The 21,071-nt window shown below is 70.2% G+C and carries 18 protein-coding genes; 13 read left to right on the top strand and 5 right to left on the bottom strand.

The window, feature by feature from the left end; all coding sequences use genetic code 11:
* Window positions 1–31 precede the first annotated feature (31 nt).
* The 4 genes from MBSD_RS00350 to MBSD_RS00335 all read left to right on the top strand — a co-directional run bounded on the left by MBSD_RS00350 (window position 32) and on the right by MBSD_RS00335 (window position 4,632).
* Window positions 32–2,077, top strand: coding sequence for a M3 family metallopeptidase (locus MBSD_RS00350; RefSeq protein ID WP_062533992.1), 2,046 nt, complete (start codon window positions 32–34; stop codon window positions 2,075–2,077).
* Between the two features lie 19 nt (window positions 2,078–2,096).
* A complete protein-coding gene (gene xth, locus MBSD_RS00345; protein WP_062533990.1) occupies window positions 2,097–2,864 on the top strand; it encodes an exodeoxyribonuclease III in 768 nt (255 codons plus the stop codon).
* A complete protein-coding gene (locus MBSD_RS00340; protein WP_062533988.1) occupies window positions 2,861–3,532 on the top strand; it encodes a YecA/YgfB family protein in 672 nt (223 codons plus the stop codon). The genes xth and MBSD_RS00340 overlap by 4 nt, the downstream gene beginning before the upstream one ends.
* Window positions 3,533–3,798: 266 nt before the next feature.
* Window positions 3,799–4,632, top strand: coding sequence for a pirin family protein (locus tag MBSD_RS00335; protein ID WP_062533986.1), 834 nt, complete (start codon window positions 3,799–3,801; stop codon window positions 4,630–4,632).
* 105 nt (window positions 4,633–4,737) lie between these two features.
* On the opposite strand, the gene MBSD_RS00330 is transcribed toward MBSD_RS00335, so the two are convergent.
* Window positions 4,738–7,059, bottom strand: coding sequence for a S9 family peptidase (locus MBSD_RS00330; RefSeq protein ID WP_062533984.1), 2,322 nt, complete (start codon window positions 7,057–7,059; stop codon window positions 4,738–4,740).
* A 315-nt stretch (window positions 7,060–7,374) separates the two neighbouring features.
* On the opposite strand from MBSD_RS00330, the gene MBSD_RS00325 reads away from it, so the two are divergent.
* Window positions 7,375–7,584 (top strand): hypothetical protein, encoded by a 210-nt coding sequence (locus MBSD_RS00325; protein ID WP_062533982.1) that lies wholly within the window; start codon window positions 7,375–7,377, stop codon window positions 7,582–7,584.
* 24 nt (window positions 7,585–7,608) lie between these two features.
* Here the strand turns inward: MBSD_RS00325 and mnmE are convergent, their stop codons facing one another.
* The 4 genes from mnmE to rpmH all read right to left on the bottom strand — a co-directional run bounded on the left by mnmE (window position 7,609) and on the right by rpmH (window position 11,249).
* On the bottom strand, window positions 7,609–8,952 hold the full coding sequence (gene mnmE, locus MBSD_RS00320) for a tRNA uridine-5-carboxymethylaminomethyl(34) synthesis GTPase MnmE (RefSeq protein ID WP_062533980.1): 1,344 nt from the start codon (window positions 8,950–8,952) through the stop codon (window positions 7,609–7,611).
* Window positions 8,953–8,979: 27 nt separating this feature from the next.
* Entirely contained in the window at window positions 8,980–10,665 is a 1,686-nt protein-coding gene (gene yidC, locus MBSD_RS00315) for a membrane protein insertase YidC (RefSeq protein WP_062533978.1), read from the bottom strand.
* 61 nt (window positions 10,666–10,726) lie between these two features.
* Window positions 10,727–11,107: a ribonuclease P protein component gene (gene rnpA, locus MBSD_RS00310; protein WP_082306392.1), complete on the bottom strand. Its 381-nt coding sequence runs from the start codon at window positions 11,105–11,107 to the stop codon at window positions 10,727–10,729.
* A 7-nt stretch (window positions 11,108–11,114) separates the two neighbouring features.
* Window positions 11,115–11,249 (bottom strand): 50S ribosomal protein L34, encoded by a 135-nt coding sequence (gene rpmH / locus MBSD_RS00305; protein WP_062533976.1) that lies wholly within the window; start codon window positions 11,247–11,249, stop codon window positions 11,115–11,117.
* Window positions 11,250–11,432: 183 nt separating this feature from the next.
* Here rpmH and dnaA point away from each other — a divergent pair, with 183 nt between their 5' ends.
* The 8 genes from dnaA to MBSD_RS00265 form a co-directional block, all read left to right on the top strand.
* Window positions 11,433–12,758 (top strand): chromosomal replication initiator protein DnaA, encoded by a 1,326-nt coding sequence (dnaA, locus tag MBSD_RS00300; protein WP_062533974.1) that lies wholly within the window; start codon window positions 11,433–11,435, stop codon window positions 12,756–12,758.
* 203 nt (window positions 12,759–12,961) lie between these two features.
* The gene (gene dnaN / locus MBSD_RS00295; RefSeq protein WP_062533972.1) at window positions 12,962–14,062 is read left to right on the top strand and encodes a DNA polymerase III subunit beta; all 1,101 of its coding nucleotides are present in this window, start codon (window positions 12,962–12,964) and stop codon (window positions 14,060–14,062) included.
* A 79-nt stretch (window positions 14,063–14,141) separates the two neighbouring features.
* On the top strand, window positions 14,142–15,218 hold the full coding sequence (gene recF / locus MBSD_RS00290) for a DNA replication/repair protein RecF (protein ID WP_062533970.1): 1,077 nt from the start codon (window positions 14,142–14,144) through the stop codon (window positions 15,216–15,218).
* 113 nt (window positions 15,219–15,331) lie between these two features.
* A complete protein-coding gene (gene gyrB / locus MBSD_RS00285) occupies window positions 15,332–17,743 on the top strand; it encodes a DNA topoisomerase (ATP-hydrolyzing) subunit B (protein ID WP_062533968.1) in 2,412 nt (803 codons plus the stop codon).
* Between the two features lie 199 nt (window positions 17,744–17,942).
* On the top strand, window positions 17,943–19,229 hold the full coding sequence (locus MBSD_RS00280; protein WP_062533966.1) for a tetratricopeptide repeat protein: 1,287 nt from the start codon (window positions 17,943–17,945) through the stop codon (window positions 19,227–19,229).
* Between the two features lie 181 nt (window positions 19,230–19,410).
* Window positions 19,411–20,064 carry an energy transducer TonB gene (locus MBSD_RS00275; protein WP_062533964.1) on the top strand — a complete coding sequence of 218 codons (654 nt, stop codon included), beginning with the start codon at window positions 19,411–19,413 and terminating at the stop codon, window positions 20,062–20,064.
* Between the two features lie 124 nt (window positions 20,065–20,188).
* Complete coding sequence (locus MBSD_RS00270; RefSeq protein ID WP_082306391.1) at window positions 20,189–20,974, top strand: MotA/TolQ/ExbB proton channel family protein; 786 nt, start codon at window positions 20,189–20,191, stop codon at window positions 20,972–20,974.
* An 11-nt stretch (window positions 20,975–20,985) separates the two neighbouring features.
* Window positions 20,986–21,071: ExbD/TolR family protein (locus MBSD_RS00265; protein WP_425478081.1), on the top strand; the 86-nt coding region annotated here is incomplete at its 3' end.

Genomic DNA, 21,071 nt, shown 5'->3' with positions numbered 1-21,071 from the left:
ACGCTGCCGCTACTGGAAAACGCTACGCCCCATGGATACCCACAATCCGCTGTTGATCGAAACCGGACTGCCGGCCTTTTCGCAGATCCGGCCGGAACACGTCGGCCCCGCGATCGACGCCATCCTGGCCGACTACCGCGCCGCCGTCGACGCGCTGTGCGCCGAGGGCGCGCCGCGCGATTTCGCGCACGTGATGCTGGAGCAGGAGCGTCTGGAGCAGCGCCTGGCGCGCGCCTGGGCGCCGGTCGGCCATCTGCACGCGGTGCAGGACTCGCCGGCGCTGCGCGAGGCCTACGCCCGCGCGCTGGAGGCGATCACCGACTTCGGCACCGAGATCGGCCAGAACCGCGCGCTGTACGCCGCGGTGCAGGCGGTGGCGGAGCGGCCCGACTTCGCCGCGCTGCCGCGCGCCGCGCGCACCCTGGTCGAGCACGCGCTGCGCGACTTCCGCCTGGCCGGCGTGGCGCTGGAAGAGCCGGCGCGCTCGCGTTTCAAGGCGATCGCCAACGAACTGGCGCGGCTGTCCACCGAATTCTCCAACGCCGTGCTGGACGCCACCGACGCCTGGCACGAGCACGTCACCGACGAGCGCGACCTCGCCGGCATCCCGCCGTCCGCCCGCGCCGTGCTGCGCCAGTACGCCAAGGAGCGCGATCTCGAAGGCTTCCTGGTCACGCTGAAGCAGCCCAGCGTGCAGGCGGTGCTGACCTACGCCGACGACCGCGCGCTGCGCGAACGCGTGTACTGGGCCTACCAGACGCGCGCCTCCGACCAGGGCCCGCACGCCGGCAAGTTCGACAACAGCGCGCGCATCGAGAAGATCCTCGCCCTGCGCCACGAGGCCGCGCGGCTGATCGGCTACGCCAACGCCGCCGAGGAATCGCTGGCCACCAAGATGGCGCCGTCGCCGCAGGCAGTGCTGGATTTCCTGCGCGACCTGGTACGTCGCGCCAAGCCGGTGGCCGAACGCGAGCTGGCGGAGCTGCGCGAATTCGCCCGCGACGAACTCGGCCTCACCGAACTCGAGCCGTGGGACCTGGCCTACGCCGCGGAGAAGCTGCGCAAGCGCCGCTACGACCTCGACGAGGAAACGCTGAAGCCGTACTTCCCGCTGCCGGCGGTGATCGACGGCCTGTTCGGCGTCGCCCGGCGCGTCTTCGGCATCGACCTGGTGCCGCGCGACGACGTCGAGGTCTGGCATCCCGACGCGCGCTATTACGACGTGCGCGACGCCGCCGGCCGCACCATCGCCGGCTGCTACGTCGACCTGTACGCCCGCGCCGGCAAGCGCGGCGGCGCCTGGATGGACGTCTGCCGCGCGCGCTTCCGCGACGGCGACACGCTGGAGCCGCCGGTCGCCTTCCTCACCTGCAATTTCGCGCCGCCCACCGAGGGCGCGCCGGCGCTGCTCACCCACGACGACGTGCTGACCCTGTTCCACGAGTTCGGCCACGGCCTGCACCACATGCTCACCGAGGTCGACCTGCCTTCGGTCGGCGGCATCGACGGCGTCGAGTGGGACGCGGTCGAGCTGCCCAGCCAGTTCATGGAGAACTTCGCCTGGCAGCGCGAAAGCCTCGACCTGTTCGCCCGCCATTGGCAGACCGGCGAGCCGCTGCCGCAGGCGCTGTTCGAGCGCATGCACGCGGCGCGACACTTCCACGCCGGCCTGTTCCTGGTGCGCCAGCTCGAGTTCGCCCTGTTCGACTTCCGCCTGCACCTCGAATACGACCCGGCCCGCGGCGCGCGCGTGCAGCAGCTGCTGGAGGAGGTGCGCCGCGAGGTGGCGGTGGTGCATCCGCCGGCCTGGCAGCGCTTCGCGCATGCCTTCACGCACATCTTCAGCGGCGGCTACGCGGCCGGCTACTACAGCTACCTGTGGGCCGAAGTGCTGTCGGCGGACGCATTCGCCAAGTTCGAGGAACACGGCACCTTCGACCGCGCCATCGGCGACGCCTTCCGCCGCAGCATCCTCGCCGTCGGCGGCTCGCGGCCGGCGCTGGAGAGCTTCGTCGAGTTCCGCGGCCGCCAGCCGCAAGCGGATGCGCTGCTGAAGAGCTACGGTCTGGCCGCATGACGCGCCCTACAATAGCCCGATGAAGATCGCCACCTGGAACGTCAATTCGCTCGGCGTGCGCCTGCCGCACGTCGAGCAATGGTGCCGCGACGTCCGGCCGGACGTGCTGGCGCTGCAGGAAACCAAGCTCGAGGACGGCAGGTTTCCGGTGGCCGCGGTCGAGGCGCTGGGCTACCGCTGCGCGTTCAGCGGGCAGAAGACCTACAACGGCGTCGCCCTGCTGGCGCGCCAGGCGCCGCGCGAAGTGCTGACCGACATCCCCGGCCTCGACGACGCGCAGCGGCGCATCCTCGCGGCGACGGTCGGCGACCTGCGCGTCGTCAACCTGTACGTGGTCAACGGCCAGGCGGTGGGCAGCGACAAGTTCGCCTACAAGCTGGACTGGCTGCGGAAGGTCACCGCCTTTCTCGCCGAGGAACTGCGGCGCCATCCGCGACTGATCGTGCTGGGCGACTTCAACATCGCGCCGGACGACCGCGACGTGCACGACCCCGAGACCTGGCGCGAGCAGGTGCTGTGCTCCACGCCCGAACGCGAGGCGCTGAAGCGCCTGCTGGCGCTCGGCCTGGTCGACAGCTTCCGCCAGTTCGTCGACGGGGCCGGCCACTACAGCTGGTGGGACTACCGCCAGGGCGCGTTCCGGCGCAACATGGGGCTGCGCATCGACCTGATCCTCGCCAGCGAGGCGCTGAGGCCGAGTCTCAAGGCCGCCGCCATCGACCGCACGCCACGCACGTGGGAGCGGCCCTCCGACCACGCCCCCGCGCTGCTGGAACTTGCTGCATGAGCGACGAACGCCCCACCTGGCTGGAATCCCTCGGCGACGCCGAGCTGGACGAGCTCGACCGCTTCCTGCGCGGCCACGCCGGCGAGGACGACCTGCTGCTGGACGGCGTGCACGGCCTGCTGACCGCGCTGGCGATCGGGCCCGAGCCGGCCAAGCCGGACGAGTGGCTGCCCGAGGTGCTGAACGCGCCGTTCGCCAGCGAGGCGGAGGGCGAGCGCGTGCTCGGCCTGCTGGCCAAGCTGAACGACTCCATCCCGGCCGAGCTGGAGATGGACGCCTACGAGCCGATCCTCGGCGAGGTCGATCGCGAGCACGGCAGCGCGCTGACCGCCGCCGGCTGGTGCGAGGGCTTCAGCCGCGGCATCGACCTGCGCGCGCCGATCTGGGAGTCGCGCCTGGGCGAGGATCCCGAGCTGATGGAGCTGCTGACGCCGATCATGGCGCTGGCCGTCGACGAGGGCGTGCTGTCCGGCGACGCCGACTTCGAGAAACTCAGCGAGGCCGAGTACGAGGAATGCCTGGCGCAGATCCCGCAGGCGGTCGGCGCGGTGGCGCAGTACTGGCGCGTGCATCCGCCCACCGAGCGCGAGCGCACCGCCGGCGGCGGCGCCTCCGCCAGCGTGTTCCGCGAGCAGCCGCGACGGCGCGGCGGACGGTGGGTGCACTGACGGCCGGGACGCGGGACGCGGAGAGCGTAGTCGGCGCGGCGATCTCTGCGCGCAGGGTGCGGTTTGGGCGCCACGCTCGTCGCCCGCTCCCCGGCGCGGGGCGAGGCGAACGCCGCCGCAGGCGGCGTTCGCCGGAAGGGCTCGCCTCTCGGCACCCGAAGCGCCCATGGGTATTGCCGCGCGAACGCTGCATCCCGTGCCGCGCTATTCCCTTCGCGCCGCCGCGGCCGCATCTTGGGCGCATTCCGTAGCCCGAGGAGGGCGCCATGACCATCCGCACCATCGTCCGCCGCGTGCGCGGCATGCCCACCAGCGACGGCGCCGGCGTCAAAATGACGCGCGTGATCGGCCAGCCGGCGCTGGAGATGCTCGATCCGTTCCTGATGCTGGACGCGTTCGGCTCGAACAAGGGCGCCGACTACATCGGCGGCTTCCCCGACCATCCGCACCGCGGCTTCGAGACCGTCACCTACATGCTGGCCGGGCGCATGCGCCACGGCGACAACCAGGGCAACACCGGCCTGCTCGGTCCCGGCAGCGTGCAGTGGATGACCGCCGGCCGCGGCATCGTGCATTCGGAGATGCCCGAGCAGGAGGACGGCGAGATGCGCGGCTTCCAGCTGTGGGTGAACCTGCCGGCCCGCGACAAGATGACCGCGCCGCGCTACCAGGACATCGCCCCGGAGCGCATCCCCGAAGTCGACCCCGCACCCGGCGTGCACGCGCGCGTGATCGCCGGCGAGCTGGCCGGCGCGCGCGGCCCGGTCGGCGGCGTCGCCACCGAGCCGGTGTTCCTCGATCTCGCCTTGCAGCCGCACGCGCGCGTCGAGGTGCCGCTGCCGGCGGCGCACAACGCCTTCGCCTTCGTGTTCGAGGGCGCGGGCGTGACGATCGGCGGCGAGACGCTGGCGCACTACGAGCTCGGCGTGCTCGGCCCCGGCGAGAGCGTCGCGCTGCAGGCGGGCGACGAGGCCGCGCGCCTGATCCTGGTCGCCGGCAGGCCGCTCAACGAGCCGGTCGCCAAGTACGGCCCGTTCGTGATGAACACGCCGCAGCAGATCATGCAGGCGATCGAGGACTATCGCGCCGGGCGGTTCTGAGCGCACGGCGATGCGGCACGCGTTCGCCTCGCACCGCGCCGAAGCGCCCTCACCCCTGCCCACGCCCCGAGCGCGCTCGGGGCGTGGACGCATGCGGCGAGGTCGTCATGGCTTGGCTGCCGCCGCCTTCGCTTTCGGCGCCGCGGCCGGCTTCGCTTTCTCGGGCTTCGCCGCCGCCGGCGTCGCCGCCGCGCACTGCGCGCCGCATTCGCCCTTCACCTTTTCGTCGAAGAACGCGGCGATGGCGCGGTAGACGTGCTTCTTCATCGCCGGCGTGGACAGGCCGTGCTTGCCGCCCGGATAGGTCATCAGCTCGAACGGCGTGCCGCGGCGCTGCAGCTCGGCCATCAGCCGCGTCGAGTTGACGAACAGCACGTTGTCGTCGGCCATGCCGTGGGCGAGGAACAGCGGCGCGGTCAGGCCGTCCAGCCAGGCGAACACGGCGCTGCGCGTGTAGCCGGCGGGATTCTGCTGCGGCGTGCCGAGGTAGCGTTCGGTGTAGAAGGTGTCGTACAGGCGCCAGTCGGTGACCGGCGCCACCGCCACGCCGCCGGCGAGGTCGGCGGAATCCTTGGCCAGCGTCATCAGGCTGAGGTAGCCGCCGTAGCTCCAGCCGAAGGTGCCGATGCGCGCGGGATCGACCCACGGCTGCTGCTTCAGCCAGCGGATGCCGGCGATCTGGTCGGCGACCTCGACGGCGCCGAGCTGGCCGCGGATCGCGTCGGCGAACGCGCGGCCGCGGCGCGCCATGCCGCGGTTGTCCAGCGTGAACACCACGTAGCCGTGCTGCGCCATGTATTCGCCGAACAGATCGACCCAGCCGCGCGTGACCAGCTGCGCGTGCGGGCCGCCGTAGAAGTAGTCGAACACCGGATAGCGCTTGGCGGGATCGAAACCGGCAGGCTTGTACAGGCGGTAGTACAACGTCTGCCCGTCGTCCGCGGCGAGCGTGCCGAATTCCGGCACCACGTGGCTGTCGCGGTAGGGCGCGTAGGGGTGCCTGGCGTCCAGCGCGTTCGGCTCGATCCAGGCGAGGAAGGTGCCGTCGGCCTTGTGCAGGGCCACCTGCGGCGGCGTCTTCGGATCGCTGAAGGTGTCGACGTAGAAGCCCGCGTCCTTGGCGAACACCGCTTCGTGCCAGCCGTCGCGCTCGCTGATGCGCTGCGGCGCGTCGGCGGCGCTGCCGTCGAGCTTGAGCGCGTAGACCTGCTTGTCGGGCACGAAGTCCTTGTTGGAGGCGATGTAGACGCGGCCGGCCTTCTCGTCGACGCCGAGCACGGCGTCGACGTCCCACTCGCCGCGGCTGAGCGGATGCAGCAGCTGGCCGTCCAGGCCGTACAGGTAGAGGTGCTTGTGCCCGCTGCGCTCGCTGGCCCAGACGAAGGCCTGCTGGCCGTCGAGGAAGCGCAGATCGTCGTGCAGGTCGACCCAGGTGCGGCTGCTCTCGCTCAGCAGCGTGCGCTGCTGCAGCGTGGTCGTGTCGACCAGTTGCAGGTCGAGCCGCTGCTGGCTGCGCGGCATGCGCTGGTAGCTCAGCCACTTCGCCGTCGGCGTCCAGTCGACGCGCACCAGATAGATGTCGGGGTCGTCGCCGAGGTCGATCCAGCGCGGCTGGCCGCCGGTCGGCGCGATCAGGCCGAGCTGCACGCGCACGTTGGGATCGCCCGCGGCGGGGTAGCGCTGCTCGATCACGTCGGTGCGGTCGGCGTAGACCTCGAAGCGGCGCACCACCGGCACGTCGGCCTCGTCGTAGCGCTCGAAGGCGATCATGGAGTCGTCCGGCGCCCACCAGTAGCCGGTCGAGCGGTGCATCTCCTCCTGGGCGACGAACTCGGCTTCGCCGTTGTGCACGGTGCCGCCGCCGTCGTGGGTGAGGCGCGTCTCCGTGCCGGTGGCGAGGTCGATCACGTACAGGTTCTGGTCGCGCACGAAGGAGACGTAGCGACCCTTCGGCGAGATCTTCGGATCGAGCGCGAAGCCGCCGCCGCGGGTCAGCTTGCGCACCGCCTTGGCGGCGGGCGCGGTCAGGTCGTACAGGTACAGCTCGCCGTTCAGCGGGAACAGCAGCTTCCTGCCGTCCGGCGACCACTGGTATTCGAGGATGCCGTGCAACGCGGCGGTGCGCGCGCGCTCGCGGCGCGCCTTCTCCGCGTCGGAAAGCTGCTCGCCCTCCGGCTCCAGCTTCTTCGAGTCCACCAGCAGGCGCAGGCGGCGGTCCTCGAGGTTGTACTCCCACAGGTCGAGCTGGTTCTGGTCCTCCGCCTTGCCGCGCAGGAAGCTGACGCGCGCGCCGTCGGGGGAGATCTGCAGACCGCGCGGCGCCGGGCCGCCGAGCGCGGGGTCGGAGAAGATGCGGTCGATGGTGAGTTTTTCCGCCATGGCGGGCAGGGCGACGGTCATCAGTGCGGCAAGCAGCAACGTGCGCATCGGAGCCTCCGGGGACGGAAGCGCCGATTAAAGCGCGCCGTGCGCCGCGCCGCCAAGCTCCGGCGGCATGGCGCGCCCTGCTGCGGACGATTCTCGCCCGGCGGTTGCGCGCCGGCGCAAGGCTTCGTCGCGACGGCGGCCGGACCGCGGTTGCGCTCGCGCCGGCGCGCCGAACGCGTGCCGGCGCGCAACACCGCCGGCCTTTGCAGCCGGGCGCGCGCGGGCGCATCATCGCCAGGCCCCGCCCGCGCGCACGCACACCGCCGCGGCGCGCGCCGCGGCGGTCTCCCCGGCCGCAACAGGAGGTCGACCGTGATGCCCCTGTCTCCGCTCCATCAACTGCAGATCCGCCATCCGCATCGCAGCGTCGTCGGCGCGCCCGTGCGCACGCGTCCGGCGCCGGGCCCGCGCCCGGAGAACGGCGCGCGCCGCCGCGAGCGCCGCGTCGACGAGACGCTGCAGCAGAGTTTCCCCGCCAGCGATCCGCCGTCGTGGACGCTGGGCCGCACCGCGCCGCGGCGCTGAGCATCGCGACGGAGCGCGCGACCGCTACTTGCCGATGCAGAAGCTGCTGAAGATCGCCCCGAGCAGATCGTCGCTGGTGAACTCGCCGGTGATCTCGCCGAGCGCGCGCTGCGCCTGACGCAGCTCCTCGGCGGCCAGCTCGCCGGCGCGGGTTGCCGCCAGCGTCAGCGCGGCCGCCTCGAGATGCGCGGCGACGCGCTCCAGCGCCAGCACGTGGCGCGTGCGCGCGCTGAACGCGCCGGCCGCGCCCTCGCCGAGACCGGCGTGGCGCTTCAGCTCCTCGCGCAGCAGGTCGAGGCCGGCGCCGGTCAGCGCCGACAGCCACAGCCAGACCTCGCGGCCGCGCGTCTCGCGGCGCGACGCGGCGCCGTCGAGGTCGATCTTGTTGACGACCACGACGCGCGCGACTTCCGGCGGCAGCGCGGCGAGCAGGGCGAGGTCGGCCTCGGCGTGAGCGGCGTCGCTGACCAGCAGGGCGAGATCGGCGCGCTCGAGCTCCGCGCGCGCGCGACGCATGCCTTCGCGCTCGACCGCGTCGCCGCTGTCGCGCAGGCCGGCGGTGTCGGCCAGGGTCAGCTCGATGCCGTCGAGCTGCACGCGCTCGCGCAACACGTCGCGGGTGGTGCCGGGGACGTCGGTGACGATGGCGCGCTCGCTCGCCGCCAGCGCGTTCAGCAGGCTGGACTTGCCGGCGTTGGGACGGCCGACGATGGCGACGTGCAGGCCGTCGGCCAGCCGCACGCCGCGGCGCGCCTCGGCCAGCAGCGCGGCGAGGTCGGCGCGCAGCGCCTCGAGCTGCGCGGCGATCGCCGGGTCGGCGAGGAAGTCGATTTCTTCCTCGGGAAAGTCGATCGCCGCCTCGACATGCACGCGCAGCCGCGTCAAGGCCTCCAGCAGCGTCTGCACGCGCGTCGAGAACGCGCCTTCCAGCGAGCGCAGCGCGGCGCGCGCGGCGGCTTCGGAACCGGCGGCGATCAGGTCGGCGACGGCTTCCGCCTGGGCGAGGTCCAGCTTGCCGTTGAGGAAGGCGCGCTCGGAGAACTCGCCGGCGCGCGCCGGCCGCGCGCCCAGCGCGCAGACGCGGCGCAGCAGCAGGTCGAGCACCACCGGGCTGCCGTGCGCGTGCAGCTCCAGCACGTGCTCGCCGGTGTAGGAGCGCGGGGCGGGGAAGTACAGCAGCAGGCCGCGGTCGAGCACGGCGCCGTCGGCGTCGCGGAAGGCGGCGAGGTGCGCGTGGCGCGGCTGCGGCGTGCGCCCGAGCAGGTCGCGCGCCAGCGCCGGCACCGCCGGGCCGGAGACGCGCAGCACGCCGACGCCGCCGGCGCCCGGCGGCGTGGCGACGGCGGCGATGGTGTCGCGTGCGCTCACGGCGGCGAGCTTACGCCGGCGCGCCGCTCAGGCCCTGGCCTTGTCGCCGGCCTCGATGCGCCGCGTGATGAACCACTGCTGGATCACGCTGGTCAGGCCATTGACCACGTAGTACAAGGTGAGGCCGGCCGGGAAGAAGGCGAACATCACCGCGAACACGATCGGCATCACCTTCATGATCTTCGCCTGGGTCGGGTCCATGCCGACGGTCGGCGTCAGGTACTGGGTGGCGATCATCACCAGCGTGTACAGCACCGGCAGCACGAAGTACGGATCCGGCGCGGACAGGTCCTGGATCCAGCCGAAGAACGGCGCCTGGCGCAGCTCGACGCTGAACATCAGCACGTAGTACAGGGCGAAGAACACCGGGATCTGCACCAGCGTCGGCAGGCAGCCCGCCAGCGGGTTGACCTTCTCCTTCTGGTACAGCTCCATCATCGCCTGCTGCATCTTCTGCTTGTCTTCGCCGTAGCGCTCCTTCAGCGCCTGGATGCGCGGGGAGAGCTTGCGCATCTTCGCGCCGGCCTTGAACTGCGCCTCGCTGAGCTTGAAGAACGCGGCCTTGATCAGCAGCACCAGCAGGATGATGGCGAGGCCCCAGTTCTGCACCAGCTGGTGCAGGTGCGCCAGGATCCAGTGCAGCGGCTGCGCGATCACGGTGAAGACGCCGTAGTCGACCACCAGCGACAGGCCGGGCGCGACGCTGTCGAGGCTGCTCTGCAGCTCCGGGCCGACGTACAGGCGCGCCTGGCTGACGGCGCTGCCGCCCGGCGCGACGGTGAGGGTGGGGCCGAGCGCGCGCACCAGGTAGCGCTGCGTGCCCTGCTCGTCCAGCTCGGCGCTGCCGAAGCGGCTGCGCTCGCCGGCATCCGGGATCCAGGCGGCGAAGAAGTAGTGCTGCAGCATCGCCACCCAGCCGCCTGTCACTTCGGCATCGAGCGGTTCGCTGGCGAACTTGTCGAACGGCAGCTTCTGGAATTTCTTCTCCGGGCCGTACCAGGCCGCGCCCTTGTAGGCGACGCGTTCCGGATCGTAGAACTCGAGGAAGTGCTTGGGCGGCGCCGGCGGCGGCACGCGCACCAGCTGGCGGTAGGCGTTGCCGCTCCACGGCTGCGCGCTGCCGTTGTCGATCTCCTGCGCGAGCCTGATCACGTAGCTGCCGCGCTCGAAGGTGTAGCGCTTCTTCACCGTCAGGCCCGACGGGTCCTGCCAGGTCAGCGTCACCACCAGTTGCTGCTGGCCGGGTGCCAGCGTGTAGCTCGACTGCTCCGCCTTGAACACCGCGCGATGGTCGGGCGCCGGCGCGTTGGCGCTGACCAGGCCGCTCTGCGCGACGAAGTAGCGCTCCGCGCTGTCGTCGAACAGCCGCACCGGATGCTGCGTGTCCTCGGGTTTGACCGGGTAGTGCAGCAGGTCCGCGCGCACCAGGCTGCCGCCCTGCGTGTCGATGGCGAGGCGCAGCACGTCGGTGGTCACGGTGACCAGCGCGTGCGCTTCCGCGGGCGTGCCGGCGGAAGCGGCGGCCGGCGCCAGCGGCGCGGGCGTGGCGGCGGCCGCGCCGCTCGCCGCGGGAACCGCCGCCGCGGCGGTGCTGCCGGCCGCAGGCGCCGACGCGGTGGCGGGCGGCGTGCGGTAGTCGACCTGCCACTGGTTCCAGATCAGATAGGCGATGAAGAGCAGCGCAAAGACGAGGAGCGAACGCGTTTGGTTCATCGCGGGATGGGCTCGGCTGGCGGTGCGGGAAACCCGCGATACGGGGCGGACGCGGACAAAATCAGTCCGCGATTGTGCCGGTCGGCTCCGGCGGCTTCAACGGCTTGAGCCGCGTCCACAGGCGGGCCAGATCCTCCAGCAGTGCCGGCCCCGGCTGCGTCACGGCTTCGGCGCGGGCGATCACCAGCATGTCGACGGGCGGCAGTTCGGCCCGCGCGCGGCGGAACGCCTCGCGCACCAGGCGCTTCAGGCGGTTGCGGTCGACGGCGCGCTTGGAGACGCGCTTCGAAACGGCGAGGCCGAGCCGCGCGCGCGCGGCGCCGCCGGCGCGGTAGCGGATCTGGAAATAGCGGCTGCTGAGGCGACCGGCTGCGGAGCGCAGCGCGGCGAAATCGGCGGCGCGGCGAAGCCGCGCGCCGCGCGGCAGGCCGGCCCGGTGCATCGGCGTGTTACGGGATCAGACGCTTGCGGCCCTTGGCGCGGCGGGCGCTCAGCACCTTGCGGCCGTCCGCGGTCTTCATGCGGGCGCGGAAGCCGTGGGTGCGGGCGCGCTTGAGCTTGCCGGGCTGATAGGTGCGCTTCATGGGGGACCTCCAGGAAATGGGCCTGGGAAAAAGACGCGGGAGGATACGTGGCGGCCGGGCGCGGGTCAAGCCGCGCGCATGCGCGCGCGGCGGCGGCGCGGCATCGGCGCCATGCCATCCTGCTATGCTTCCAAGCTCTCGCTCGGCGCGCCGACGCGCGTACCCGCACGACCCCGAGGACCCATGAACGATCTGTGGCGGCGCTGTCTGGAACGCCTGGAAGGCGAACTCAGCGCCGAGGACATGCATACCTGGCTGCTGCCGCTGCAGGCGCGCGACGCCGACGACGGCGTGCGGCTGTTCGCACCCAACGCCTACACGCTGGACGTGGTGCGCAACGAGTACCTGGCGCGCATCCAGGCGGTGCTGGCGCATCTGGCCGGCCGCGCGGTCGAGGTGCAGCTCGAGGTCGGCACGGCGGACGGCGGACGCAAGCCGCGGGCCGGCGCGCGCCCCGCGCCCGCCGCCGCGGCGGAACCGGAGTTCGAGCACAACCTCGATCCCCATTACACCTTCGACAGCTTCGTCGAGGGCAAGTCGAACCAGCTCGGCAAGGCCGCGGCGATGCAGGTGGCGATGAATCCGGGCCGCGCCTACAACCCGCTGCTGCTGTATGGCGGCACCGGCCTCGGCAAGACCCACCTGATGCACGCGGCCGGCAACCTGATCCGCGAGCGCAACGCCGGCACCAAGGTGCTGTACCTGCGCTCGGAGCAATTCGTCGGCGCGATGATCGAGGCGCTGCGCACCAAGAACATGGACGAATTCAAGCGGCGCTTCCGCTCGGTCGACGCGCTGCTGATCGACGACATCCAGTTCTTCGCCGGCAAGAACACCACGCAGGAGGAGTTCTTCCACACCTTCAACGCCCTGTTCGAGGGCAAGCAGCAGATCATCCTGACCTGCGACCGCTACCCGAAGGAGGTGGAGAACCTGGAGCCGCGGCTGAAGTCGCGCCTGGGCTGGGGACTGTCGGTGGCGATCGAGCCGCCGGACTTCGAGACGCGCGCGGCGATCCTGCTGGCCAAGGCGCAGCACAAGGGCGTGGCCGTGCCGGAGGACGTGGCGATGTTGATGGCGCGGCGCATCCGCTCCAACGTGCGCGACCTCGAGGGCGCGCTGAACACGCTGGCGGCCCGCGCCAACTTCTTCGGCCGCGCGATCAATCTGGAGTTCGCCCAGGAGACGCTGCGCGACCTGCTGAGCGTGCATGCGCAGGCGGTCACCATTCCCAACATCCAGAAGGCGGTGGCGGACTACTACCAGGTGCGCTTGTCCGACCTGCTGTCGAAACGGCGCGTGCGATCGGTGGCGCGGCCGCGGCAATTGGCGATGGCGCTGGCCAAGGAACTGACCGAGCACAGCCTGCCCGAGATCGGCGAGGCCTTCGGCGGACGCGACCACACCACCGTGCTGCACGCCTGCCGCACCATCCGCAGCCTGAGCGACAGCGACGTGCGCATGCGCCAGGACTGGGAAAAGCTGATCCGTATACTCACCGGTCAATAAGCTGTGGATAATCGGAAGGAACGCCGGGGATGAAAACTTATCCACAGCGCACCCACAGCAAGACGACCGCGTCGGCCTGCGCCGATGTCACAGTATGCCTTTGATGTAGAAGAAATTTTTGACTTATCCCGCGTGTCCACAGCGCCCACCACCGCTATGGCCATGAAGTTATAAACAAGCAGGATTGGATCAGGAACGGGGTCATGCGATTCAGCATCCAACGCGAAGTTCTGCTCAAGCCGCTGCAGCAGGTGATCGGCGTCGTGGAGCGGCGGCAAACCCTGCCGGTGCTCGCCAACCTGCTGGTTCAGGTCGATGGCGGAAGGGTCGCGCTCACCGGCACCGACCTCGAGGTCGAGATGATCGCTTCCGCGGCCGCCGACAACGCCGAGGCCGGAGAGACGACCATCCCGGCGCGCAAGCTGTTCGACATCGTGCGCGCGTTGCCGGACGGGGCGCCGATCGAGGTGAAAATGAACGGCGACCGCGTCGCGCTGAACGCCGGCCGCAGCCGCTTCACCCTGGCCACCCTGCCGCACAGCGAGTTCCCGACCATCGACGAGATCGAGCTGGTCGAGCGCGTGCGCCTGCCGGAAGCGGTGCTGAAGGATCTGATGGACCGCACCGCCTTTGCCATGGCCAACCAGGACGTGCGCTATTACCTGAACGGCATGCTGCTCGACCTGCGCGAGGACACGCTGCGCTGCGTGGCTACCGACGGCCACCGTCTGGCGCTGGCCGAAACCCGGCGCGAAGCCGGCGGCAGCGCCCGGCGGCAGATCATCATCCCGCGCAAGGGCGTGCTGGAGCTGGCCGGCCTGTTCGAGTCCGGCGAAGGCGAGGTGGAGTTGGAGTTCGGCCGCAATCACCTGCGCGTGCGCCGCGGCGAGGTCACCTTCACCTCGAAGCTGATCGATGGCCGTTTCCCCGATTACGAGGCGGTGATCCCGATCGGCGCCGACAAGGTCGTGCTGGTCGACCGCGAGTTGCTGCGCGCGGCGCTGCAGCGCGCCGCCATCCTGTCCAACGAGAAGTACCGCGGGGTCAAGATCGAGGTCAGTCCGGGCAAGCTGCGCCTGGTGGCGCACAACCCCGAGCAGGAAGAGGCGGTCGAGGAACTGGAAGCCGAGACCGGCGTGGGCGATCTCGCGGTGGGATTCAATGTCAGCTACCTGCTGGATGCGCTGGGCGCCCTGCGCAGCGAGCGCGTGCGCTTGTGCCTGCGCGACGCGCAGTCCAGTTGCCTGCTGGAGGGCGAGCAGGGCGAGAACGCCCGCCACGTGGTGATGCCGCTGCGGCTCTGACCGCGATGTCTCGGCGATGTCGTGACGCCGGGTGCGGCCGCGGGCCGGCCCGGCGTCTTCGTTGCCGGGGAGGGCTGGCGTGAGGTTCGAGCGGCTGCGCCTGCAGAACCTGCGCTGCTTCGATCATGTCGAACTGGCGCCGGAGCCGGGCATCAATCTGCTGCTGGGCCCCAACGGCGCCGGCAAGACCAGCGTGCTGGAAGCCGTCTATCTTCTCTCGCACGGGCGTTCGTTCCGCGCAGGCGGACGCGACGTCCTGGTGCGGCGGGGCGAGCGCGCGTTCTCCGTCTATGCCGAGCTGACGACGACGGGCGGCGCCCGCCACCGGCTGGGGCTGGGGCGGGAGGCCGGGCGCTGGACGGCACGGTTGGACGGCGAGCCCCCCGAGAGCGTCGGCGATCTGTTGCGTCATTGTGCGGTGGTGTGTTTTGAGCCGGGCTCGCACGCGCTGATCGCAGGCGGCTCCGAGGAGCGTCGCGGCTTCCTCGACTGGGGCGTGTTCCACGTGGAACCGGAATTCCTGCCGGCTTGGCGCCGCTACCAACGGGCGCTCAGGCAGCGCAACACGTTGCTGCGGCAACAGGCGCCCGCCGGCTGGCTGACACCCTGGGAGGCGGAGATGGCCGCGGTCGCGGCCGTCATCGATACGGTCCGCCGGCGTTATCTGCAAGCGCTGTCGATCTGGATCGGCCGGACCGCCGAGGCCTTCCTGGCGGAACTGGGACCGGTACGGCTGAGCTACCGGCGCGGCTGGCCGGAGGGTGCCGCGCTGCTCGAGCATCTGGCCGAGCGGCGCGGCCAGGACTACGCGCGCGGACACTCCACGGCCGGACCGCACCGCGCGGACTGGGCATTGGCCTTTCCGGAAGCGCCCGCCCGCGAACACCTCTCGCGTGGCCAGGAGAAACTCTGTGCGCTGGCCTGTGTGCTGGCGCAGGCCGAGCTGCACGCCGAACGCCGCGGCGAATGGCCGATGATCGGGCTGGACGATCTCGCCTCGGAGCTCGATCAGACCCATCAGCGCCGGGTGGTGGAGCGTCTGACGGCCGGTGCCGCACAGGTGCTGGTGACCGGCACCGAGCTGCCGCCGGCGCTGGCCGGCCTCGAAGCCGCCTTGTTCCACGTGGAACAGGGGCGGATCGAGCGCCGTCGCTGAGCCGGCTGTTCCACGTGGAACAGCCGGCGCGGCGTGTGCTGGTATAATCGTCCGGTTATCCCGCGGCCGCGGCGCCCTGGCGCCGCCCACCATCGCCCGCCAGCCGGATCCGCATGAACGCACACTACGATTCGAGCAGCATCAAGGTCCTCAAAGGTCTCGAAGCCGTCCGCAAGCGTCCGGGCATGTACATCGGCGATACCGATGACGGCACCGGCCTGCACCATATGGTGTTCGAGGTCGTCGACAACTCGATCGACGAGGCGCTGGCGGGCTACTGCGACCACGTCGTCGTCACCATCCACGACGACGGCTCGGTCAGCGTCGAGGACAACGGCCGCGGCATCCCGGTCGGCATCCACCCCGAGGAGGGGCGTTCCACCGCCGAGGTGGTGATGACCGTGCTGCATGCCGGCGGCAAGTTCGACGACAACTCCTACAAGGTGTCCGGCGGCCTGCACGGCGTCGGCGTCTCCGTGGTCAACGCGCTTTCCGACCACCTCTGGCTGACCATCTACCGCGACGGCCACGAGTACCGGCAGGAGTACCGCCTGGGCGAGCCGCTGTATTCGTTGAAGCAGGTCGGCCCGTCGACCCGCCGCGGCACCACCGTGCGTTTCCTGCCCAGCCCGACGATCTTCTCCAACGTCGAGTTCCACTATGACGTGCTGGCCAAGCGCCTGCGCGAACTGGCCTTCCTCAATTCCGGGGTCAAGATCGAGCTGATCGACGCGCGCGCCGACAAGCGCGACGTGTTCCAGTACGCCGGCGGCATCCGCTCGTTCGTGCAGCACCTGGCGCAACTGAAGACCGCGCTGCATCCCAGCGTGATCAACTTCAGCGCCATGGCGGACCAGGTCACCGTCGAAGTCGCGATGCAGTGGACCGACGGCTACCAGGAAACGATGTTCTGCTTCACCAACAACATCCCGCAGCGCGACGGCGGCACCCATCTGACCGGTTTCCGCGCCGCGCTGACCCGCACCCTGACGGCCTACATCGAGCAATCGGGTTTGGCGAAGAGCGCCAAGGTGGCGCTGTCCGGCGACGACATGCGCGAAGGTTTGATCGCCGTGCTGTCGGTGAAGGTGCCGGACCCGAAATTCTCCTCGCAGACCAAGGACAAGCTGGTTTCCAGCGAGGTCAAGGGCATCGTCGAGCAGGTGGTCAACGCCCGGCTCGAGGAGTTCCTGCTGGAAAACCCCGCCGAGGCGCGCGCCATCGCCGAGAAGGTGGTCGACGCCGCCCGCGCCCGCGAGGCCGCGCGCAAGGCGCGCGAGCTGACCCGCCGCAAGGGCGCGCTGGACATCGCCGGCCTACCCGGCAAGCTGGCGGACTGCCAGGAAAAGGACCCGGCTCTGTCCGAGCTGTTCATCGTCGAGGGCGATTCCGCCGGCGGCTCCGCCAAACAGGGCCGCAACCGCCGGTATCAGGCCATCCTGCCCCTGAAGGGCAAGATCCTCAACGTCGAAAAAGCCAGATTTGACAAGATGTTGGCGTCGGCGGAGGTGGGCACGCTGATCACCGCGCTCGGCACCGGCATCGGCAAGGACGAGTACAACCCGGACAAGCTGCGTTACCACCGCATCATCATCATGACCGACGCGGACGTGGACGGCTCGCACATCCGCACCCTGCTGCTGACCTTCTTCTACCGGCAGATGCCGGAGCTGATCGAGCGCGGCCACGTCTACATCGGCCTGCCGCCGCTGTACAAGGTCAAGCAGGGCAAGCAGGAGACCTACCTCAAGGACGACGCGGCGCTGAACGCCTATCTGATCGCCAATGCCGTCGAAGGCGCCGAGCTCGCCTACGCGGCAGGCACGCCGGCGGTGCGCGGCGAAGGCCTGGAGAAGCTGTTGCGCGACTACCAGGCGGCGCTGGATCAGGTCGCCCGTCTCGGCCATCGCTGCGATCCGGGCGCGTTGCAGGCGATGCTGGAATACGCGCCGCTGGAGGCCGCGCTGTGGCAGGACCCGTCGGCGTTGCAGCGCTGGGTCGACGGCCTCGGCGAACGCCTGAACGCCAGCGGCCTCGGCCGCGCGCGCTACACGCTCGGCGTGCGCGCCGGGCAGGGCGAACAGCCGCCGGCGCTGCTGATCGAGCGCCTGCAGCACGGTCTCGCGCAGACCCATGTGCTGCCGCAGCCGTTCTTCGCCGGCGCCGAGTTCCGGCCGATCCTGGAGACGGCGCGCGCGCTGCACGACCTCGTGCAGCCGGGCGCGCAGATCCGCCGCGGCAACGCCGCCCAGGCGGTGACCAGCTTCGCGCAGGCGCGCGAATGGCTGCTGGAGGAGGCGAAGAAGGGCCGCACCATCCAGCGCTTCAAGGGCCTCGGCGAGATGAACCCCGAGCAGCTGTGGGAGACCACGGTCAACCCGGAAACGCGGCGCCTGTTGCAGGTGCGCATCGAGGACGCCGTCGCCGCCGACCAGATCTTCGCGACGCTGATGGGCGACGTGGTCGAGCCGCGCCGCGAATTCATCGAATCCAACGCGCTCAAGGTCGCCAATCTCGACATCTGAACCGCCACGGCCCGCGCCCGCCGCGTTCCGGCGAGGCGGCGGCCGCGCGTCGGCACGGCGCCGCGGCCATGCAAAAATTTGCATTTCGTCGCGAACCCGATCCTGGGGATGATGCGCCGCCGCTTGAGCGGCGTGCGCAAGGGGCGCTACTCTCGCCGACTCCCCGCGCGCGGTCGGCGCGCAGTCAACGAGGTGCGCCATGATGCTTGGACGTTTCGCCCGCCTGCTCGCCGCCACGATGCTGGCGCTGCTGCTCACCGGCGGTATCGCCGCGGCCAAGGAGAGCAAGCAGACGGACTACCCCAACGCCACGCGCAGCGAGCCGAAGAACGATCTGCGCGAGCGCGACCAGAAGGCGCTGCAGGCCGCGATCGACGCCAGCAATGCCGGCGACGACGCCAAGGCGCAGGAAGCCGCGCAGAAGATCCTCGACACCAGCAGCAGCAAGTACGCCAAGGGCGTCGCCCTGCAGGTGCTCGCCAACATCAAGTACAACGCCGGCGACTACAAGGGCGCGATCGCCCTGTACAAGCAGCTGCTCGACCTCAACTCGCTGCCGAACGACAGCTACTTCGGTTCGATGCTGAACCTGGTCGCCGCCTACATGGCCGACGAGCAGTACCAGCAGGCCGGCGAACAGCTCAAGGTCTGGCGCGAGCAGGGCAAGCGCGAAACGGCGGATTCCTACGCCATCGAGGGCAACATCGACTACCGGCTGGAGAAGTATCCGGAAGCGATCGCCGCGCTGAACAAGGCCATCGCCCTCAACAACGGAGAGAGCAAGGACTCCTGGGACCAGCTGCTGCTGGCCAGCTACGGCGAGACCAAGCAGTACGACCAGATGGACAAGATGGTCGACGCCGCCCTCAGCAAGGATCCCACCAAGACCACCCAGCTCAACAACGCGCTGGTCTACTACCAGAACAACGGCGAGTACGCGCGCATGGGCGCGCTGATGGAGAAGGCCGCGGCCAAGGGCGCCCTCACCACCGAGGACGACTACATGCGCATGGGCCAGGTGTTCGCCGTGATGGCGCAGAACGCCGACAACCAGTCGCAGGCGGAAGCCTATGCCGCCAAGGGCATCAAGGCGGTGGAGGACGGCCTCGCCAAGGGCGTGGTCAAGCCGGGCTACAAGCCCTACAAGCTGATCGGCGACACCTACCGCATCGCCGGCAACACGGCCAAGGCGATGGACGCCTACGCCAAGGCCGCGCCGGATGCGCCCGACGGCGAACTCGACCTGCTGCGCGCGCAGGTGCTGATCCAGGACCAGCAGAAGTACGCCGAGGGCAAGGCCGCCTTGCAGCGCGCCCTGCAGAAGGGCGTCAAGCGCCAAGGCACCGCGTATCTGCTGCTCGGCAATGCCGAGCTGAAGATGAAGAACAAGGCCGCGGCGATCGCGGCCTACAAGCGCGCCGCCGAGGATGCCGAGACCGCGCCGATGGCCCGCGACATGCTGAAGAAACTCGGCGCCGCCAAGTAGCTTTGGTCACATGGCGGCCACCGCCCCGGGCCGATGTTCAGCCTATATACAAGACCCCGGTGGCTGGTGTAGTGTCAACGTCTTTCCCCGATGCGTTATGGACGCGACGCTGCTCCCGGCTGCGCCGTCCGCGCGTGTAAGGAAAACAGGTGTACCCCTTGAGAGTGGTTGATTCGTACTGATGGCCACAAGCATGTACCCCCCCGGCTCCGAGCCGTTCAACTGGAAGCGCACGTGGGCGTTGGCCGTGGCCTTCGCGTTGCACACGTTCGCGTTCCTGCTCATCGCCGCGCCGGCCGCGCCACCGCAAGCCAAGGAAGTGAAGAAGGACAACATCGTCCAGGTGGAGTTCATCGAGCCGCCGCCGCCACCGCCGCCGCCGCCGCCGCCGCCGCCGGAGCCGCCGAAGAAGCCGCCGCCGAAGATCAAGGAACTGGTCAAGCCGCCGCCGACGCCGCCGCCGCCGCAACCGCCGCCGGTGGAGGAACAGTCGGCGATGTCCACGCCTGCGCCGCCGCCGGCGCCGCCGGCACCGCCCGCGCCGCCGTCGGATATCGCGCCGAGCGAGGACGTGAGCTATCGTCAGCGCAATCCGCCGCGCTATCCGCCGGAGGCGTTGCGCCAGCAGCATCAGGGAACGGTGATCCTGCTCGTCCTGGTGGGCGTGGACGGTGCGCCCAAGGAAGTCAAAGTGGAGCGTTCCAGCGGTTATCGCGAGCTGGACCGTGCCGCCATCGAGGCGGCACGCAATTGGCGATTCAATCCGGGCAAGCACAACGGCCAGCCGGTCGAGGGCTATGCACGAATTCCGGTCAACTTTACGCTCGGCCAATGAAGGCTGCGCTAGAGTCCAAGTCCACGCTTAACGAAGGGTAGCGTTTATGCTGCAAGAAGCCAGTTCCACCCAGCCTGCTGCTGGTTCCATCCCGCCCGACGCCACGGCCGCCCCGGTCCCGGGCATGGGCGGCAACACCAGTGCCCACGCCCTGCAGCAGATGGGCTTCGACCATCTGTTCCAGAGCTTCATCCACGGCGAGAACTGGGTGGGCTTCGTGGTGTTCCTGGTCCTGCTGATCATGTCGGTGATGTCGTGGTTCTACATCGTGAGGAACTTCCTCACGAACGCCATGATCCGCTCGCGCATGGATGGGGTGATCCGCAAGTTCTGGGACACGCCGTCCGCGCAGGAAGCGGTCCGCTTCATGGAGCAGCAGCCGAAGTCCGAGCCGTTCTCCAAGATCGCCCTGGACTGCGCTTCCGCCGCGGCGCACCACCAGCGCCACGAGGGCAGCCGTCTGGTCGAGGCCCTGAACCGCTCCGAGTTCATCGACCGCGCCCTGCGCCAGGCCGTGGCCCGCGAGAGCATGCGCCTCGAGACCGGCCTGACCCTGCTGGCGACGGTCGGCTCGGCCGCGCCGTTCGTCGGCCTGCTCGGCACCGTGTGGGGCATCTACCACGCCCTGATCGGCATCGGCGCGTCCGGCCAGGCGTCGATCGACGCGGTCGCCGGTCCGGTGGGCGAGGCGCTGATCATGACCGCGATCGGTCTGGCGGTCGCCATCCCGGCGGTGCTGGCGTACAACTTCTACGTGCGCGCCAACCGCGTGACCTACGCCCGCTTCGACGAGTTCGCCCACGACCTGCACGACTTCTTCGCCACCGGTTCGCGCGTCGAGTCCAGCCCGGCGGCGGCGATGCCGGGCGCGCGTCCGGCGGCGGCGCCGGCGCCGGCCGCCAAGAAGTGAGGTAGACGGTCATGGCCTTCAGCACCAACAGCGGCGGCGGTCCGATGGCGGACATCAACGTCACGCCCCTCGTGGACGTGATGCTGGTGCTGCTGAT

This window comes from Mizugakiibacter sediminis, from assembly GCF_000953855.2.
GTDB classification, from domain to species: domain Bacteria; phylum Pseudomonadota; class Gammaproteobacteria; order Xanthomonadales; family Rhodanobacteraceae; genus Mizugakiibacter; species Mizugakiibacter sediminis.
Note: the sequence above shows the minus strand (reverse complement) of the source record. Positions and strands in the feature narration are given on the sequence as shown.

Excerpts from the sequence above, each read along its gene's own strand:
- MBSD_RS00350 (WP_062533992.1), top strand. The coding sequence starts at position 32 with ATGGATACCCACAATCCGCTGTTGATCGAAACCGGACTGCCGGCCTTT.
- xth (WP_062533990.1), top strand. The coding sequence starts at position 2,097 with ATGAAGATCGCCACCTGGAACGTCAATTCGCTCGGCGTGCGCCTGCCG.
- MBSD_RS00340 (WP_062533988.1), top strand. The coding sequence starts at position 2,861 with ATGAGCGACGAACGCCCCACCTGGCTGGAATCCCTCGGCGACGCCGAG.
- MBSD_RS00335 (WP_062533986.1), top strand. The coding sequence starts at position 3,799 with ATGACCATCCGCACCATCGTCCGCCGCGTGCGCGGCATGCCCACCAGC.
- MBSD_RS00330 (WP_062533984.1), bottom strand. The coding sequence starts at position 7,059 with ATGCGCACGTTGCTGCTTGCCGCACTGATGACCGTCGCCCTGCCCGCC.
- MBSD_RS00325 (WP_062533982.1), top strand. The coding sequence starts at position 7,375 with ATGCCCCTGTCTCCGCTCCATCAACTGCAGATCCGCCATCCGCATCGC.
- yidC (WP_062533978.1), bottom strand. The coding sequence starts at position 10,665 with ATGAACCAAACGCGTTCGCTCCTCGTCTTTGCGCTGCTCTTCATCGCC.
- rnpA (WP_082306392.1), bottom strand. The coding sequence starts at position 11,107 with ATGCACCGGGCCGGCCTGCCGCGCGGCGCGCGGCTTCGCCGCGCCGCC.
- rpmH (WP_062533976.1), bottom strand. The coding sequence starts at position 11,249 with ATGAAGCGCACCTATCAGCCCGGCAAGCTCAAGCGCGCCCGCACCCAC.
- dnaA (WP_062533974.1), top strand. The coding sequence starts at position 11,433 with ATGAACGATCTGTGGCGGCGCTGTCTGGAACGCCTGGAAGGCGAACTC.
- dnaN (WP_062533972.1), top strand. The coding sequence starts at position 12,962 with ATGCGATTCAGCATCCAACGCGAAGTTCTGCTCAAGCCGCTGCAGCAG.
- gyrB (WP_062533968.1), top strand. The coding sequence starts at position 15,332 with ATGAACGCACACTACGATTCGAGCAGCATCAAGGTCCTCAAAGGTCTC.
- MBSD_RS00280 (WP_062533966.1), top strand. The coding sequence starts at position 17,943 with ATGATGCTTGGACGTTTCGCCCGCCTGCTCGCCGCCACGATGCTGGCG.
- MBSD_RS00275 (WP_062533964.1), top strand. The coding sequence starts at position 19,411 with ATGGCCACAAGCATGTACCCCCCCGGCTCCGAGCCGTTCAACTGGAAG.
- MBSD_RS00270 (WP_082306391.1), top strand. The coding sequence starts at position 20,189 with ATGGGCGGCAACACCAGTGCCCACGCCCTGCAGCAGATGGGCTTCGAC.